The sequence below is a fragment of the Agriterribacter humi genome, assembly GCF_009192765.1.
In the GTDB taxonomy this organism is placed as follows: domain Bacteria; phylum Bacteroidota; class Bacteroidia; order Chitinophagales; family Chitinophagaceae; genus Agriterribacter; species Agriterribacter humi.
Genome location: NZ_VOHQ01000008.1, coordinates 155354 through 173661, shown reverse-complemented (window position 1 = coordinate 173661; position 18308 = coordinate 155354). Strand labels below are relative to the sequence as shown.

Sequence of the window (18308 nt, the reverse complement as noted above, 5' to 3'; positions counted from 1 at the left end):
TGGCAGCCTATTTGTCTTTTATCTTGATCGAAGTCATCAGCTTTTGTCCACGCAGTAATATTTTCAGCCCTCTCCTTTTTAAAGAGATGTCGGGGTGCTTTTTTACATGTTCGTCCATATTTTTTTTGTACGAAGCAATAATTTCCCTGTAAGAGAGGATGCCGATAATACTATTGTTGTTTTCTTTTGATACTACCGGCAATACGTCTGTATTTTCTTTTGCCATAATCTCTACCGCCGTACGCAGGCTGCTGCCAATACCAACAGAAATATTTTTGCGTTTAATAAGCGATCCCACCCTGCTGTCATCGCTTTGAAGATTACTGAATATGGTAGAAGAACTCAGTATCCCTTTATATTCACCTTCATTACTGGAAATAATGAAATAGTTGCTGTTGTAATCCGGCTCTTTACTGAGCCATTCCTTTACTTCTTTAACCGTGTTATCTTCACTCAGCACCACACCGTTTTCTTTGATAACCTGTTCCACGGAAATTTTTTCCAGGATATCAGGTTCATACGAATGCGGGGTTTTAACGCCTCTGCGTGCAATTTTTTCCGTCATTATGGTATTCTCCATTATAAAGAAGGAAACAAAATACGAAGCGGCGCAGGCTGCCAGCAATGGCAATAATGCATTGGATTTTGCTGTAGTTTCCAATGCAAAAATAATGGAAGTGAGCAGGGCCCTGGATGCGCCGGCAAACATAGCCGACATACCCACTAACGCTGCCAACGGAATAGTAACGCCACTTTGCGGAAAAAAATAAATAATAACGCTCCCCAGCAAAACGCCTGTAGCACCACCTATTGTAAGTAACGGCGCCAATGTGCCACCCGATGTACCACTGCCCAAAGCGATTGCCCATGATAAAAATTTGAGGAGGCACAACGACAATACAAATTGAATGGTAAGCTCCCCGGATAGGATATTCGTTATGTTTTCATATCCCACACCCAGTGTTGCCGGAGAGAAATAACCTATAATACCAACTGCCAATCCGCCAATGGCGGGCCACCACATCCAGTGAACAGGTAATTTCTCAAATCCATCCTCGATATAATAAACGATCTTGGTAACCAAAACCGATAATACTCCAATAACAATACCCATGCCGCTATAAGCAGCCAGTGCAGTGTTGGAAGGAGTTGCTATAACATGTTTAATAGCAAATACCGGATCGGATCCAAATAACAGGTGGTGCCCTGCTGCACCGGTAATACATGCCAGTGCTACGGGAATGATAGAACGTGGCGAAAATTCAAACAATAACAATTCTACGGCCAGGAAAATAGCAGCAATAGGGCTTCCAAAAATCGCCGACATACCTGCTGTGGCCCCAGCCGCCAGTAATATTTTTCTTTCATTGTGGGTAATCTTCATCAGTTGCCCGAGTGTAGAACCCAAAGCTCCACCGGTAGCTATAATTGGGCCTTCTGCTCCGAAGGGGCCACCGGTACCAATGGATACTGCCGATGACAGCGGTTTCAAATAGGTAATGGTTGGTTTTATTTTACTTTGATTGGTTAATATTTGCTCCATGGCCTCCGGAATGCCATGCCCTCGTATTGCTTTCGAACCATACAGCGCCATTAATCCCACTATTACCCCGCCTATTACCGGAACTGCAATTACAAATAGGCCAACCGTGTGATTAACCGGCGTGGAATGCACTGTGGAAAAACTTCCATAAAAAGCCACGTTGGTGATTAAATCAATAAGATGAACAAGCAGTTTGGCAATAATACTGATGCAGAGGGCAACCAGAACAGCCAATACAGAAATGGTTAATAATCTTTTTTTGTCCTGGGCTACCAGCGGCTGATCAATCTCTGCTTCTATGGTTGGATTCAATGAAATGGAAACAGGTATGCCCTTGCTTAAAATTTTACTTTTGATCATTTAATATTTGTCTTTTTACTATCCGCTGAGGATGATACAGATAGCATCAAAATAGATGAAAAAAATTCAGCATTATAAATTTTAAAGACGCGAAGGTAAGCACTAATGAGCAAATCTTTAACATGCGGTTATAATACCAATGACCGGTAGTATTGTGTGATTGCTATATCATTGATTTGTGAGTGGTCTGAAACAATACCAAAAAGACGATTGTATTTTACCTGGCGCTTATCGCTTCCTGGTCTTCCAGAATGGCATTATTTATCTTCCTGTTCTCAAGAATTTTTACATAGCGCAACGCCAGTTTATTATTATAATTCTCATAGGCCTTTTGCGCCCATTTTATAGCCCCGTCAAGGTTGCCATTAATTTCATTAATAATAGCCATATTGTAACAGGCTCTTCCGGCTACTTTACTTTTATCGCTGGTGGTTTCTTTTTCCCATATCGCCGCGGCATCATCCCAGTTACCCGTTTGGGCCTTACGCCGCGCCATTCTGAAATTATCCGTTCCTCTTACATAATAATCTCTTGATACCCTCAACCAGTAAGGAATAATCCGGAAAGCATAATCCTGCCCGGCTTTATTGCTCACCTGCTTCAACGCTTCTTTTCGGCCGATTAATGCGCCAGCTGCTTTCACCGGGTTAATTCCTTTTCCGGTGAATACCATTTTACCTGCCACTGGAAATTCATCTAAAATATTTCTTTCAACAGGATCATATATGCGCCAGCCCGCTTTTACCGTAGTAAGCATTGTAGCCCGGTGCTCAACGCCGGGCACTTTGCCCAATGGTGTGTTAATGGTAACAGGGTTGGCCGCATAACTTATTTTAGAATCGGTGTCGAACAATTCCAGTGCAAAAAGGGCATCCGTATTATTTTCTTTGCATATTTTTTCCACAATATCCCATGTTAGCGGTGACGGAAAAACACCGGGAACCGGGCTTTTAAGCCTGGCATCGTCAATTGTTTTTACCCCGGTAAACCTGTTATTCTTTATCAGCTCATTTTCCAAACCGGCTATACTCGCCTGCGCGCCTTCTTTATCCAGGTCACGTCCTTCCAGCGAAAAAATTTTATCTACCACTTCAACCACCTTATTCTGTTCAGCCACCTCGCTCCTGTTTATTACGCCAATGTTTTTTATATGACCGGGAAGCGTTACAGGAGCCGGTTCAAGCACGCTTAAGCGCACCAGCTCTGTTGATGCACAGGAATATAAACTAACAGAAATTAAAATATAGAACACTGTATTTTTCATACTATTGGATTTATGCATAACATGGGTGTTATACCATATTAAAACGTTTAATATCTATATATAGTATGAGGAAGTGAACAGGCAATGCCTGCCCGGATGACACCAGTCGGACGGGCGCTGGCATTCAGGCGGGCTGAACGCCGCTCGGACGGGGACAATAGTGAATTCAGCGCTACCCTCGCGAGACGATAGATGATAATCGTAAAACCATTCACCCCTCACCTTTTTCGTTTCACCTTTCACTATGATTCAGACCTCTCACACCAGCCTGCCAGCTGGCAGGTTTCACGTTTGACACTAATGCATCACCAATGTGTGTTCTAACTGTTCCAGCGATTTACCCTTTGTTTCGGGCATGATCTTCCATACAAATAGTAGTTGCAGCACCATCATAATGCAGAAGAAAAGAAAAGTATGCCCGCCCCCTATATTTTCGGTAAGCATGGGAAATATAAATGCAATGATGGCCGCCATTACCCAATGTGTAAGACTACCAAGCGTTTGTCCCTTTGCCCTCACCTGGTTAGGAAATATTTCTGAAATAAATACCCATATAACGGCCCCCTGCGAAAAAGCAAAAAATGCAATGTATACCAGCAGCAGGATCGTTACCGAAAATCCGCCAAAATCGTTGAGGTAAAATGCACGCGATACCAGTCCAAGCGTTATTATTAATCCAACGGAACCAATAAGCATTAATGTTCTTCTTCCAAAGCGGTCAATAAAATTAATGGCAAGCAACGTAAATAAAAAATTAACGGCGCCAATGCCAACACTCGACAGCAAAGAAGATTCCTTACCGAGCCCAGTCATTTCAAAAATGCGGGGCGCATAATATATGATAGCATTAATACCCGACACCTGGTTAAATACTGCAAAAACAATCGCTAAAAAAACGGGGAACCTGTTTCTGCGGGTAAATAAAATATCAGATCTTTTCTCATTGTGATTGGCCATATCCTCTTTGATATCATTTACTTCGGTAGCGTAATCCTGCGGGTTTACAATTTTAAGAACGGCTGTTGCTTCTTCTACCCTCCCCTTTTTTACGATCAGCCATCTTGGGCTTTCGGGTACATATTTCAGAAGGATAAGAAAAAGAACGGAAGGAATTACCTGCACACCCAGCATTAACCGCCATGAATGTTCACTATCCTGGCCAATAAGATAGTTGGACAAATAAGAAAGCAGTATACCAAATACAATATTAAACTGGAACAATGCCACTAATCGTCCGCGCGACTTAGCCGGCGATATTTCAGAAATATAAACAGGGGCTGTAACAGACGAAGCGCCAACACCGATACCACCAAGGAAGCGGAAAAATAGAAAAATATACCAGTTGGTGGCAAGAGCGGTACCCACTGAAGCCAGGAGGTAAATGACTGCAATAATAATGAGTGTTTTTTTACGACCCAGTTTTTCCGAAGGTATACTTCCGGTTAATGCACCGAGTATAGTGCCTATTAACGCAATGGAAACGGTAAGTCCGTGTTCAAAAGTTGAAAGCGCCCAATATTGCTGAATAGCCTGTTCTGCTCCCGAAATAACAGCCGTGTCAAATCCGAACAGAAAACCTCCAAGTGCTACTACAATACTCCAGAAAATAACCTTTTTATTCATAGCGGCAAGTTTATATCTTCTAAATATACAAAAGGAATGGATGTGGTGCAGATTCCAGGTTTCAGGTTCCAGGTTCCAGGTTCCAGGTCTCAGGGTTCAGGTTAACTGATACCTGTTCATAGCAGGTGAAGCGGGGAAAGTAAAATAGCGATGATACAGCTTTGGAAAAGGCTGAAAGAGGAAGATATTGAGCCCGCGCACATATCCCGCACTACAGGAATTTGCTTATAAAAAAAGAAGATAAAAAACACCAGAAAACGGAAATTATTTCCAGGGGGTCAGGGATGAGGTTATGGGACTATTTACTCAAGGGTAAAATTTCCATCTTCTGGTGAGGGTTCAGGGTTGTTTCTCAGGTTGTGGTTTCAGGTTTAATACTTTTTCTTTCGGTTGCAACAGCTTTATACTTTATACTTTAACAAGGAAAAGGGAAGTCCAGGGCTTACGGGATTAGGTTCTTATTGATCAATGATGGTACAAAGAAAATGCATAACGGGGCGATAAAAAATAGTACTTTATATGTTTGTTGTGTACTATTTATAATAAAAGACCTGTAGGTCTTGTACTACAAATTATACTGCGTTTGCTGCTGAAGTGCTGACTATGGATCAGCATTTCTTTTATACTCATTATCAAAAATGAAAATATTTTACTTGCATTTATAACAGGATATGAGTATATTAAGACTTTGTTTGCTAACGCCAATTATTATAACCTAATAGCTTTTACCTTTGGAAAACATGACCTCTTTCGATACATCTAATGTACATTTTCAGCGGGCGCTGCAGTTTGTAAATCAAACCAACAGGCATATTTTTTTAACCGGTAAAGCAGGCACAGGCAAAACCACTTTCCTGCGTTATATACGCGAAAACTGTTTTAAGAAAATGGCTGTGGTAGCACCAACCGGTGTTGCCGCCATAAACGCCGGCGGCACCACCCTTCATTCTTTCTTTCAACTGCCTTTTGGACCCTATCTGCCCACGCATCATTCATCTGTAAATGAAACGCAGGTTACCAATGAACATACCCTGTTCAGAAATTTAAAGTTGAACAGCAGTAAACGGGAATTGCTGCAGGAGCTGGAATTACTGGTGATAGATGAAGTAAGCATGATGCGTGCCGATACCTTAGATGCCATAGATACTATACTGCGGCACTTTCGCCGCCAGCTTTTAGTGCCTTTTGGCGGCGTGCAGGTATTGTATATCGGCGATCTGTTTCAATTGCCGCCGGTAATCAATAACGCGGAGTGGGAAATATTACAATCTGTTTACAAAAGCCCGTTCTTTTTCGATGCGCTGGCTTTACAACAAAGCCCGCCTGTATACCTGGAACTGAAAAAAATATACCGTCAGAATGAAGCGGATTTTATACAGATATTAAATAATGTCCGGAACAACAATACTACGGCTGCCGATCTCGAACGTTTGCATCAATATTATAAGCCAGGCTTTGAACCGCCCAGGGAGGAAAATTTTATCGTGCTTACCACGCACAATGCCCGCGCCGACCAGATCAACAGGCAGGAACTGGAAAAGCTTCCCGGAAAACCATCTGCCTTTGAGGGGGAATTAACAGGCGACTTCAATGAAAGGGCACTTCCTGCAGAAAAAATACTGAAGCTGAAACCCGGAGCCCAAATCATGTTTACCAAAAACGACAAAGGTGAGATCAGGAGATTTTACAATGGAAAGATTGGTATGATAAGCCGCATCAGCAAGGACAAGATTTATGTAAAGTTCCCGGATGACGATAGTGAATTATTGCTTGAAAAAGAAACCTGGAAAAACATCCGCTATAATTACAACAAAGAAAAAGACAATATTGAAGAAGAAGAATTAGGCGCTTTTATACAATATCCTATCCGGTTGGCATGGGCAATTACCATTCATAAAAGCCAGGGACTTACATTTACAAAAGCGATCATTGATGCAGGCGCATCCTTTGCACCCGGGCAGGTATACGTAGCGCTGAGCAGGCTTACTTCCCTCAACGGACTGGTACTCTATTCAAGAATACATCCCCAATGCATTAATACCGATCCACGGATAATAACATTTGCCCAAACCGAAATGGGCGATGATGAAGCAGAAGAGCAATTGCAGCAGGAACAAAAAAGATTTATCACGCTTTCATTGGCCCGGGCTTTCAATTTTATAAAACTCTCGGAAAGCATCGCTACGCATTATGAAAATTATGAGCATCGCCAGATTCCCGAAAAGAACACCGCCATACAATGGGCACAAAATTTATTAGCATCGGTACAGTCTCAAACAGAAGTAAGTGAAAAATTCAATAAGCAATTGACGATATTGATCACCGAAGCTGAACAAAATGGATTCGTCAAACTAAATGAACGTATAGCCGCAGCCTATACCTACTTTGCTAGACTATTAGATGAAATGCTGGCTTCCCTGAAACAGCATGCCAATGAGATAAAGGTTAAAAAGAAAGTAAAAAAATACCTGAAGGAATTGCGCAACCTGGAACTGGATATTACCAGGAAAATACAGCAGATCACACAGGCTGTTCAGCTATCGGAAGGCTTAATGAAAGGAACGCAATTATCTGATTTGTTACAATTAACAGAAACGCAAAAAGGCCCGGCAGCCATTGATGAAACAATACCCGCAGCAGAAACCATTATTACCGGAAAAGCTAAAAAGGGCGATACCCAGCGTATGAGCCTTGAATTGTTCAGGGAAGGGAAAAGCATAGCTGAAATTGCGAAACTGAGGGAACTGGCTACCAGTACCATTGAAGGACATCTGGCGTATTTTATTCCAACAGGAGAAATTAAAATAACGGATATTGTTCCCGAAGAAAAGATAGAACCCATCTGCAAGGCCATTGAAGAAACGGGATCAGGTTTTGCCACATCGCCCGTTAAAGAAAAACTCGGAGATGCTTTTTCACATGGTGAGATAAGGGCAGTTATTACTTATTTGAATATCAGGGAAGTTGTTAAAAATTAGTGCTGTGTCAAACGTGAAACGTGAGAAAGTGGTGAATAATGAATAGTGAGCGGTGTAATTCACCATCGCCAATTGCCTATTCACTTACTTTCGCCTCGCTATTTGCCGCCGGCCTGGTTCTTTACATCCATTTGCCAGTTGTTATCAAAAAAGCCTGCCAGTTCAATAGCCTGGCTCCCATCGCGCAGCATATCTAAGCGAAAGATCATATAATCAGGGAAACCGCTGCCTCCGGCAAAATACTGGTTGGCATTGGCGGCATTCATACCTTTTAAGCCGGTGCCTGCAACAACGCCTACAGCGTTCATCGGTGAATTTTTAATGGGCCGGGTGAAATATACAGCCAGGTCATCACCACTCCATGCATTGGCTCCGGCGCTCACATGGTTACGGCTTACCTGCACAGGTGAATCGTTCAGTAACAGGCTCCAGGCCGAATTGGTACTGGCATTTCCATATATGATCACATTGCGGCCTGCATATTCGCTTGTATTATATTCTTTATCCTGAATGATGTCTACTGCCCCATTGCCCCTGTAATACCAGGTCTCCGCATCATAACGGGCCTTATTAAACGCCCATTCGTTTTCGGCTTTATTGCCTTTTGTGCCGTACACAAAAACCATGTTATGATTGAATGATTCTTTGAACGTGCCATAGCGTTGCGGCCCTTTTTGTTCAGCACCGGGTGCTGCCGCAATTTGCCATTGATCGTTTTGCTTTTTTAGCCAGATGCTATCTTCAGCGCTGTTAATGGAATAGTGTAGCGACGCCAAGCTATCCAATGTTATGGTGATGGATGCTCCTTTTCCAAATTGCCCAACCGCCAGTTTCATCGTCTGAACATTTTCGGTGGAACCGGTTATGGTTTTGGCAGCTATATTTCTGTTCAATTGTATACGGCTGAATTGCAAAGGAGCAATTTGTTGTTGTATGGCTGCCCAGCGATAAGAAGAAGATATACCGGGACTTGAAGTTTTGAAATCAATCGTATTTACGGCACTGTCCGGCAAGATAGTGTGCGATTTAAAGAAATTGAATAAAGGAGGCCAATCCACACTCTCATTGCTGAACCAATGGCTCCCCCCGGGATATTCTTTATAAGCGAAATCCGGGTGAAAATCGGCTAACACTTTTTTCATTTGCCGTGCATAGTTTACCGAAACTACCCGGTCGGAGTCGCCATGAAAAATATAAACCCCCAATGGCCTGTAATTTTCGGCCAGCTTTATCACATCGCTTTGGTTACCGGCCTGCAATAATATTTTTTCTGTAAGCGAGTTGGTGCTATCTGGGATCTTACCATCATGTGAACCATACTCTTTAAGGGTTGGATATCCTGCACAAGGTGCTATAGCAGCCCACAATTCGGGGTAGGTAGCGCCCAAAAACCAGGTGCCGTGTCCGCCCATCGAATGACCAGTAAGGTATATGCGTTGGGGGTCGGGGTTAAATTTTTTCTTAGCAATATTCAATACTTCCATCGCGTCTAATCGTCCCCAGTCTTCCCAGTTAAATCCGCGCGGCCTGCGGTTGGTTGCAGCCACGAGCGTGCCCCAGTCTTTTGACTTATAGGCCCGGGCCTGTCCAATGGCCTCCACCCCTGCGCCATGCACCGAAAGAAACAATGCCGCGTTTGTAGTATTTGAGCCCGATTGAGGTGTTACTGCATAATATTGAAGGCTTCCGTCAATAGCGCTTACAAAGGTATTGCTGTACGGTTCACCCTGTTCCACCGCTTCAATAAATATATCCTTTTCATCCAGCGTTTTATTACCGTTTGTGAGCACCAGCTTCATCTCCTGCTTTCCCTTTTGTATAACCTGGGTTGCATTAAACGAAAAGGCAACTTTGCGTGTGCTCATTGCCGGTACAACAGGTAAAGCGGTAACCGTTTCATTGCCTGCAATACTGCTTTTTATTTTTAAATTGCGGACTGGTTTTGAAGAACTGTTAATTACAACCACTGCACCCTGCAGCGATGCATTATTGTTTTGTAAAACAACAACAGGCAAAGTAGGGTCTTCGGTATTTAAACCAACTGATTTTACAGGAAAGATGAGGCTGGCTGTTGTTCGAAAGCCCGATCTGATATAAAATTCATTCAGTCCTTTTTTTAATTGTATTGGAATATACAACCAGCCCGAAGCGTACGGGTCGCCGGTATGAGGTTCTCCGTTTACATATACACTACTGCCACCCCTTGTGTTGAGGAGTGCCGTTTTTTCTTTATCAGCAGTATAGGTAAGATACAGGTACCCGCTATTGAAAAAGCCCTGTCTTCTCATACCATTTTGCCTGGGCATTCTGAAACTGTTCAGGCTGTCTGCATTAACGCCTACCCATTTAACTTCCTGTTGCTCATCGTTAACACCTGCTATACTGCTTTCCCGTGGTTGCTGCAATGTATTATTATATAGCTGATAAGCCAGCAGATCGGTATACAAAGCCTCACGACCATAACGGTGCAATCCGCTAGCCATTAAACCGTTTTTAAAATAAACCGTATCCTGTGCAGTAACAAACAATACGGGGGCCGTAAGAAACAGTAACAGAAAAATATGCAGTTTCTTCATACTTAAAAATTTAGGGGAAGAATCAAAGTTAGCTGAATGTGCTTTGCATACAAAGTATAAACATAAAAAAAGCCCTGTAACCAGGGCCTTAATGATGTGGTTGTACACATGAATGGATTTTAGCAAAAGCTATTCACTATTTATTGCAAAGCAGCCAGGGCTTTTTTAATGCGTTCCACCGCTTTTTCAATATTGGTCATACTGTTGGCAAAAGAAATACGGATACAGGTAGGTTCGCCAAATGCGGTTCCGGTTACCGTAGACACATGCGCCGTATTCAATAAATACATGCACAGATCATCGGCATTGGCAATAACAGCATCTCCGTGTTTTTTTCCAAAATAAGCATCTACTTTCGGAAATACATAAAAAGCACCATCAGGCACTGCACACTGAACGCCGGGGATTTCTTTAAGTAATTGCAGCATACGCTTACGGCGATCTGTAAACGCTTTCAGCATATCGTGAGATGCAGTCAGGTCGCCGGTAAGGGCCTCAATAGCCGCCCGCTGTGTAATGGAGCAGGTAGCACTGGTGATTTGTCCCTGCAATTTTTCACAGCCTTTTACAATAACCGGGTCGGCGGCAATATACCCTAAGCGCCAGCCCGTCATGGCGAATCCCTTACTCAAACCGTTTACAATAATAACGCGGTCTTTAATGCCGGCAAACTGGGCAATACTTTCATGTTTGTCTTTATAGTTGATGTATTCATATATTTCATCCGAAATAATAAGTACATCGGGATGTTTACTAAATACATCTGCCAGCCCTTTTAACTCTTCCCTGCTGTATACAGAGCCGGAAGGATTACAGGGTGAAGAAAACATAAACAGCTTTGTTTTGGGCGTAATGGCCGCTTCTAACTGCTCCGGCGTAATTTTGTAATTGCTTTCTATAGACGACTGAACGAACACCGGTTTACCGTCTGCCAGACGCACCAGTTCCGAATAGGTAACCCAGTAGGGTGTAGGAATGATCACTTCATCTCCTATATCTACAACCGCCAGTATTACATTCGCCAAACTTTGCTTGGCGCCGGTTGATGCCAGAATATTTTCAGGCTTGTAGTCTAAATTATTATCGCGTTTTAATTTGGTACATACTGCTTCGCGCAGGTCGGCATAGCCTGCTACCGGCGTATAATGACTATAGTTGTCATCAATCGCTTTTTTAGCAAACTGTTTAACATGATCGGGTGTGTCAAAATCGGGCTCACCAAGGCTAAGGTCAATCACATCTACACCTTTAGCTCTTAATTCACGGCCTAATTTTGCCATCTTTAATGTTTCCGGCTCATTAAATTTCTGTAATCTCGAAGAAAGTTTCATGTTTGTTAGATATATTCAAAATGTTATACCACTGGTTTTTAAAAAAGCCAGCAAACCTACGTCAAAATGATGATTTTAAGCGCAGTTAATTCAGATATATTGGTTGATTATATTTTCCAGCCATTCCTGCTTGCCGCTCAATTGTTCAGGTTCTCCGTTTTCTGCGGCAAAATTTCTCAGATCTTCTAATTTCAGTTTTCCCTGTTCAAAGCTTTTACCTGTGCCACTGTCAAATGAAGCATAGCGCTCTTTACGGAATTTTTGATAAGGAGATTTTTGCAACACATTGTCTGCAATAACCAGCGCCCTGGCAAATGCGTCCATACCGCCAATATGTGCATGAAAAATATCTTCCAGGTCGGTTGAGTTCCTGCGGGTTTTAGCATCGAAATTGATACCCCCGCCAGCAAAGCCTCCTGCTTCAAGAATGATAAGTAAAGTTTCAGCCAATTCATTCAGATTAGTGGGAAACTGATCGGTATCCCACCCGTTCTGGTAATCACCACGGTTGGCATCCATACTGCCCAGCATACCATTGTCGGCTGCTACCTGCAACTCGTGCTGAAAAGTATGTCCGGCTAATGTGGCATGGTTTACTTCAATATTCAATTTAAAATCTTTGTCTAAACCATAATGCCGAAGAAACCCAATTACTGTTGCGCTGTCATAATCATATTGGTGCTTGGTAGGTTCGCAGGGTTTGGGCTCAATAAAAAAAGTACCTTTAAATCCATTGCGACGTGCATAATCGCGGGATATCGTTAAAAAATTAGCCAGGTGATCCAGCTCCCTTTTCATATTGGTATTCAGTAGTGTCATATAGCCTTCCCTTCCACCCCAAAACACATAGTTCTCACCATTTAAAGCGATAGTAGCATCCAATGCATTCTTAACCTGTGCTCCGGCATATGCTACTGCATTAAAATCGGGGTTGGTAGAAGCGCCGTTCATATAGCGGGGATTGGAAAACACATTGGCTGTGCCCCACAAAAGCTTTACGCCGCTGGCCTCCTGCTTGGCTTTTGCGTAATCCACAATCGCCTGCAGGCGGCTTTCATATTCGGGTAGGGAATTTCCTTCATCCACCAGGTCTATATCGTGAAAACAATAATAGGGAACGCCCAATTTGGTGATGAATTCAAAAGCAGCATCCATTTTATCTTTTGCACGCTGAACGGCATCCTGGTTAGCATCCCAGGGAAAACGTTTGGTTCCCGGCCCAAAAGGATCGGCGCCGGTTCCGCAGAAGGTATGCCAGTAAGCTACAGCAAAACGAAAATGATCTTTCATGCTTTTGCCAGCCACTACCCTGTTTTCATCATACCATTTATAGGAAAGCGGGTTATCGGATTGGGGACCTTCAAATTTGATTTTGCTGATACCGGGAAAATATTCGCGGTTGCCTAAAGTAACGCTCATGATTTTGTTATTATTCGTTTATACAAAAATTAAGGGTGCTAAAGATAAGGCAAAAGGGAATGTGGGAATATGAGAAATTTGAAAAATATGGAAATTAGAAAATTTGAAAATAGCAGAACACACCAGGATAAAATGGCGGATGACATGAGGGGGTATAAAATATACGTACATCCGTTTCAAATACAAATTGCATTCGATACCCGATCCTGTATTGAAAGACTGCATACCCTAACTATAAACTGTAAACTTACCAACTTCCAAACGCCACTCAGCGCTCTTTCTTTACCAGCACTACCCTGCTCCTGTCGGCCTTATACAGTTGATCATAAAACTTCACCAGTTCATTATAATCAGATGGGGGAAACTGGCCACTGAATTTTTCGATATTCCTGTAATATATGATCTGATCAGGCTGAACATCTACAGAAGCACTGTACTTTCCAAATTTGCTTTCTATTTTTACTGCAGCAGGCATGGCTTCTATGCGGTATCCTGCCGGAATATCTATAATTGCCGTATCAATATCATGATATTCAAACTGAAGCGAAATGGGGTATTTCCGTGTTTCATCTGCTTTTAATTTAGATGAAAAACGGCTGATGATATTAGGGGTAATGAACAAACGCTTGCCGGTTATAGATGCGTAATTCAATGCGGTTAAATCCAGTATTTCATTTATTACAGGAAGTTCTGATTTCGTTTCTTTATACTCAAACTTCACTACATCATAGTGCGGCAGATCAATTCCCCTTTTCAGGTATTCCAATTGCTTTTCATGCGAATAACCATTTACCAAAAAATGCAGATCATCCTGTTGCATGGCTCTGTAACGGGTGTTGATTTTTACGGTTAGCAGCCCTTCATTATTTATTTGACCGGACGCCTTTCTTACCTGTGTATTTTGTGCCATACCATACCGTGGTGTTTTTACCAATTTCCCTCCATCTTCATCTACCAGCAATACCGGCCTGTCTGAAGTAAAGCCGCTCAAATACCCTGCAGGTGTTGTTTGACTGGTGCATTCCAGCCACACGGTATCCTTCTGCAATGGAACACATAAAATGATATGATTAAACTGATCGCTTGGGAAATCCTCACGAAAATAGTTTTTTCCGTTACCTGCCTTTACCAATGTATAATTAGATTTTATGCCGGCTTCTTTTAAAAGCGAATACATATAATTGGAAAGCGCTTTACAGTCGCCATATTTCCTGGTAGCCACATAGGTAGCATCAAAAGGCTGAAGCCCTCCTATACCCAGTTGAATACTAATGTACCTGGTATTTTGCTGCATGTAGTTATACAACTTTGCAATTTTTTCTTTGGGATCGGTAATCGGATCCGCAATCTGGTGAACTGCCTGTTTAATGTTTTCGGGTAGTTTATCTCTCCCCTGGTTGAGTGTATAAATAAATTTGCCCAACCCCTGCCAGGTAGACATATCGCCCTGATACTTTTCTATTTCAAATTTTGCAGGAGCCAGATATACCATCGGCACCAGATAATCCCATGCGGGATAGGCATATTCAAGTTCTATAGATTCAAAGTCTTTTATTTCCCACCGGTAGGTCTTATTTCCTTTTTCGGACTTAATCGCTGGTTCTTCTTTATAGTTGAAAGCCTTGTACCGAACCGGGAAATCTGCAGGTGCCACAACCGTTATGGCACTCTGCATCACTGCAATTTTCTCATTATCCACCGGATCCCATGGAGGGAAGAAATAGGTACAATTATATTGTACAACCGTTTCATATTCTACAGTATAAGGATAAAGGCGGTGATAAAAGCCATGTACTTTAATGCGATTATCATCCATAAGGCTAATGTCATCCGTAGCGCTTAAATCTTTGATTTCGCTCTTTTTGAGACTCTTGATTTTCCTCCCATTTGCATCAAACAAGCTGCCTTCCATACTTTTGATCTCCCGCAATTTATCATACCCAATCACTTCCATAGCATATTTATCTCCATTTTCATTAAGTATGGTGAGTGCGTACTTATGATAGTTGCGCGACCTGCCAATGTCCTGTACTTCAAATCTTATTTCTTCCATCCGCTTCACCACATCTGCATTTTTTAACAGTGCTTCGGGTATTTTATTCACGGCATAATCACCATCACCCGCAAAAACAGATACCGGAAATATAATTAGCGCGATTAAAGCTGTTCTAATTTTCATGGCTGATTTTCTTTTTCAATACAATAGGTTCTGCATGCTTTTTTACCACATAACTAAAAAATTCCCGCAGGTCATTGTATTCTTCGGGAGCATAAGTAGCGCGGTTCAGCTTTAGCCGCGAACGGAGCCTGATGGTTTCGCCTGATTTATCTATCATGTATTCAAAAAAGCCATCCGCTTCGCCAAATTTTACTTTTGCAGATCTGGGAATTTCCTCTACGGTATAACCGGCTGGTATGTCCATATTCAGAATATAGGTTTCATCAAACAAATAGGGCATTTCCACAGGATATGATCTTTCTGCCGCTTTAAAATAATTGTCCTTATACCCTTCCCACATCATCGGGTTAAAATAAATCATATCCTCTTCCTCTTTCATAACAAAATCATACTCCACTTTAACCGGACCATCCAGTTCTTTCAATAGTTCGATTTTGTGTTTGCTCAGTGTCATGTCTCCCGTATAAGCTGTTTGTATATTTTTAAAAAAGGGTTCTTCACCTTTATCTTTTATTTTTTCCCGAACACCGATGGATTCGTAGTATCCCAAATTGGTACTGCTATGTCCCTGCCATTCACCCGGTTTTGTACTATTAATAAAAACAGAAGTTAGCTTTTTCTCTACCACTGAATCTGCACTCAGGTAAACAGCTTTAGCCAAATCAGGCATGATCAGCCTTGCATGCCCGTTATAGCATTCATCCGGTAAATGATTAAACCCTAATAAAGGAGTACTGGCATCAAGATAATACAGCTTGTCATCAATATTTACACCGCAGATTACATAATTAAACCTGTCTAATAACGGGTAAAACTCATGTGTATACCCATGTCCACGGGTACTTAATATAATGGGATATGCTTCGATATCCTGTTCCTTCATCATGGCAGTTAGCAGTAAATTGATGTCGGCAACATAACCGTTTTTATTTTTATTGATCGTTTTGAGCGGTGCGGAAAGCCCGATACCTCTTTTGCCGGTAGAAGTAAACCTGTCGCGCACATACGCATATATCTTCTTTGCCTTTTCCAGCTTATCTGCCGCACCCTGAGTAACGGGCTTTAATTCATCATCTAACCAGTTATTATTTTTTAAAAGTCCCGCACCGAAATCATCATCTTTCATTAGCTCTACGGCAAGACTTGCCCAGTTGCCCATAATATCTTTTACCGGCGAATTGGGAAACCGGTATTGCGATAATTGAAATTCTATTTTGGCAATGTGATTGCGGATAGTGGACGTAAAGCTTTCTGTTTTTAATGCGGGCACATTTCTGGCTATCCATTTGTGCTCCACAGCATTGGCGGTAAAACTATAATGAGAAGAACTTGAAGCACCGCCGGGATCCACCATGCTAAAATTATCGCGGGTTGTTTCGGAACTGTGCTCCAATGGAAAACTGCCCTGCGACAAGAACACATAATTAAAGAACTCAGGCATTTTTACTTCGTATTGGCTCCATAAAACAGGATAATCGCCCTGGAATTCCCATGGCTGCAGGTTGCGTAAAAAATCTGATTGAACAGTATATACATATTCAATAAGCGATCCCTCTTTTACAGCAGGGAGTGTGAACTTAACCGTTATATGGTTCTTATCATACTTATCCTTAAAGACAGATTTCTTGTCTAATTCCGTTTCCACTACTTTTCCGTTCTCAAGATTATAAGTGGATGCTTTGAGATTGATCACTTTTTCTTCCGCACTGCCACTTGCATAAAGCGGTATTTCCACATTGGCGGCGTCCATGCCGTTTTTATTCAGGATTTTTATGCGGGTATGCTTTTTAAACGATAATGAAAACCAGCCATCGTTGTTTCCTTCAAAATCAGATTTGCCTATATCCGCAATAACAACCGCACTAACACTGGTATCAAATTTACTTTTGGAGAGATCAAAATCGGAGGAAGTTATTTTTCCGTATTTTATATTCAGCTTTTCCTGTGCAAAGAGATAATTTTGCGAAAGGCTAAAGAAAGCTATCGCAAGGACAAGGGTTTTGCTTTTCATTATTTAACAAGGTTTAAGGGTGTGGTGCGAATATAGTATTTTTCACATATCAGAAGTATAACAATATATTATTTATCAATTTGACTACAAGCCATCATACCGCCACTGTTAAACATATAGCAACGCAATGCGGATTTGATTATTGTGGCATTGCCCGGGCCGTTCCGCTTGATGACGATGCCCGCAGGCTGGAAACCTGGCTGAGCAAAGGCATGAACGGATCCATGCAATACATGGAAAACTATTTCGACCTGAGAGTGAACCCGCTTAAATTAGTGCCGGGCGCTCAATCGGTTATTACACTTTTATTGAATTATTTTCCTGCGAAATCATCCCATCCGGATACGCCAAAGATATCCCGTTACGCCTGGGGAAATGATTACCATGAAGTGATCAGGGCCAAATTGAAGAACTTCCTGCAGGAAATGAAAGCTAAAATCGGGGAAGTAAACGGAAGGGGGTTCGTGGATTCGGCGCCGGTGCTGGAACGCACATGGGCACAGCGCAGCGGACTGGGATGGGTAGGGAAAAACGGAAACCTTATCAATAAACAATCAGGATCTTTCTTTTTTATCGCTACGCTTATTGTTGATCTTGAATTGGAATATGATGACCCGGTAGCAAAAGATTATTGCGGCTCCTGCAGGAAATGCATTGATGCCTGCCCCACTGATGCGATACAGGAAAACCGCGTGATAGATGGCAGTAAATGTATTTCGTATTTTACCATTGAGCTGAAAGACATGCTGATACCCGGTGAAATGAAAGGCAAATTCAACAACTGGATGTTTGGCTGCGATATATGCCAGGAAGTATGCCCCTGGAACCGCTTTAGCACCGCTACACATGAAACGGCATTTGAACCCATTCCGGAAATACTCAATTTTGATACGCAGGACTGGGAAGATTTAACGGAAGAAAGCTTTAAAAAGATCTTTAAAAACTCGCCGCTGAAAAGAGCCAAATTTAATGGCATTAAAAGAAACCTGAAATTTATTCAGTCATAACACGCCTACAAATAAAA

General features: G+C 42.1%; 10 protein-coding genes. 2 read left to right on the top strand and 8 right to left on the bottom strand.

What is annotated here, in order from left to right:
* Nucleotides 1-7: 7 nt before the first annotated feature.
* The 3 genes from FRX45_RS14800 to FRX45_RS14790 all read right to left on the bottom strand — a co-directional run bounded on the left by FRX45_RS14800 (nt 8) and on the right by FRX45_RS14790 (nt 4790).
* Nucleotides 8-1903 carry a chloride channel protein gene (locus tag FRX45_RS14800; protein WP_152269221.1) on the bottom strand — a complete coding sequence of 632 codons (1896 nt, stop codon included), beginning with the start codon at nt 1901-1903 and terminating at the stop codon, nt 8-10.
* A 217-nt stretch (nt 1904-2120) separates the two neighbouring features.
* On the bottom strand, nt 2121-3167 hold the full coding sequence (locus FRX45_RS14795; RefSeq protein ID WP_152269220.1) for a DUF6340 family protein: 1047 nt from the start codon (nt 3165-3167) through the stop codon (nt 2121-2123).
* A 297-nt stretch (nt 3168-3464) separates the two neighbouring features.
* Nucleotides 3465-4790, bottom strand: a complete 1326-nt coding sequence (locus FRX45_RS14790; RefSeq protein WP_152269219.1) for a sugar porter family MFS transporter — start codon at nt 4788-4790, stop codon at nt 3465-3467.
* Nucleotides 4791-5530: 740 nt separating this feature from the next.
* Between FRX45_RS14790 and FRX45_RS14785 the strand changes: the two genes are divergently transcribed.
* Nucleotides 5531-7768, top strand: a complete 2238-nt coding sequence (locus tag FRX45_RS14785; RefSeq protein WP_152269218.1) for a helix-turn-helix domain-containing protein — start codon at nt 5531-5533, stop codon at nt 7766-7768.
* Between the two features lie 98 nt (nt 7769-7866).
* On the opposite strand, the gene FRX45_RS14780 is transcribed toward FRX45_RS14785, so the two are convergent.
* The 5 genes from FRX45_RS14780 to FRX45_RS14760 form a co-directional block, all read right to left on the bottom strand.
* Nucleotides 7867-10344, bottom strand: coding sequence for a carboxylesterase family protein (locus tag FRX45_RS14780; protein ID WP_152269217.1), 2478 nt, complete (start codon nt 10342-10344; stop codon nt 7867-7869).
* Nucleotides 10345-10484: 140 nt separating this feature from the next.
* Nucleotides 10485-11675 carry a pyridoxal phosphate-dependent aminotransferase gene (locus tag FRX45_RS14775; RefSeq protein ID WP_152269216.1) on the bottom strand — a complete coding sequence of 397 codons (1191 nt, stop codon included), beginning with the start codon at nt 11673-11675 and terminating at the stop codon, nt 10485-10487.
* 90 nt (nt 11676-11765) lie between these two features.
* Nucleotides 11766-13094 (bottom strand): xylose isomerase, encoded by a 1329-nt coding sequence (gene xylA, locus FRX45_RS14770; RefSeq protein ID WP_193311711.1) that lies wholly within the window; start codon nt 13092-13094, stop codon nt 11766-11768.
* A 268-nt stretch (nt 13095-13362) separates the two neighbouring features.
* Nucleotides 13363-15273 (bottom strand): DUF3857 domain-containing protein, encoded by a 1911-nt coding sequence (locus tag FRX45_RS14765; RefSeq protein ID WP_152269214.1) that lies wholly within the window; start codon nt 15271-15273, stop codon nt 13363-13365.
* Nucleotides 15263-17284: a DUF3858 domain-containing protein gene (locus FRX45_RS14760; RefSeq protein WP_152269213.1), complete on the bottom strand. Its 2022-nt coding sequence runs from the start codon at nt 17282-17284 to the stop codon at nt 15263-15265. Before FRX45_RS14760 ends, FRX45_RS14765 begins: the two co-directional genes overlap by 11 nt.
* Nucleotides 17285-17364: 80 nt before the next feature.
* Between FRX45_RS14760 and queG the strand changes: the two genes are divergently transcribed.
* A complete protein-coding gene (gene queG / locus FRX45_RS14755) occupies nt 17365-18291 on the top strand; it encodes a tRNA epoxyqueuosine(34) reductase QueG (RefSeq protein ID WP_152269212.1) in 927 nt (308 codons plus the stop codon).
* Nucleotides 18292-18308: the final 17 nt, after the last annotated feature.

Bases quoted from the DNA above. Each gene is read 5' to 3' on its own strand.
- FRX45_RS14800 (WP_152269221.1), bottom strand. From the start codon at position 1,903: ATGATCAAAAGTAAAATTTTAAGCAAGGGCATACCTGTTTCCATTTCA.
- FRX45_RS14795 (WP_152269220.1), bottom strand. From the start codon at position 3,167: ATGAAAAATACAGTGTTCTATATTTTAATTTCTGTTAGTTTATATTCC.
- FRX45_RS14790 (WP_152269219.1), bottom strand. From the start codon at position 4,790: ATGAATAAAAAGGTTATTTTCTGGAGTATTGTAGTAGCACTTGGAGGT.
- FRX45_RS14785 (WP_152269218.1), top strand. From the start codon at position 5,531: ATGACCTCTTTCGATACATCTAATGTACATTTTCAGCGGGCGCTGCAG.
- FRX45_RS14780 (WP_152269217.1), bottom strand. From the start codon at position 10,344: ATGAAGAAACTGCATATTTTTCTGTTACTGTTTCTTACGGCCCCCGTA.
- FRX45_RS14775 (WP_152269216.1), bottom strand. From the start codon at position 11,675: ATGAAACTTTCTTCGAGATTACAGAAATTTAATGAGCCGGAAACATTA.
- xylA (WP_193311711.1), bottom strand. From the start codon at position 13,094: ATGAGCGTTACTTTAGGCAACCGCGAATATTTTCCCGGTATCAGCAAA.
- FRX45_RS14765 (WP_152269214.1), bottom strand. From the start codon at position 15,273: ATGAAAATTAGAACAGCTTTAATCGCGCTAATTATATTTCCGGTATCT.
- FRX45_RS14760 (WP_152269213.1), bottom strand. From the start codon at position 17,284: ATGAAAAGCAAAACCCTTGTCCTTGCGATAGCTTTCTTTAGCCTTTCG.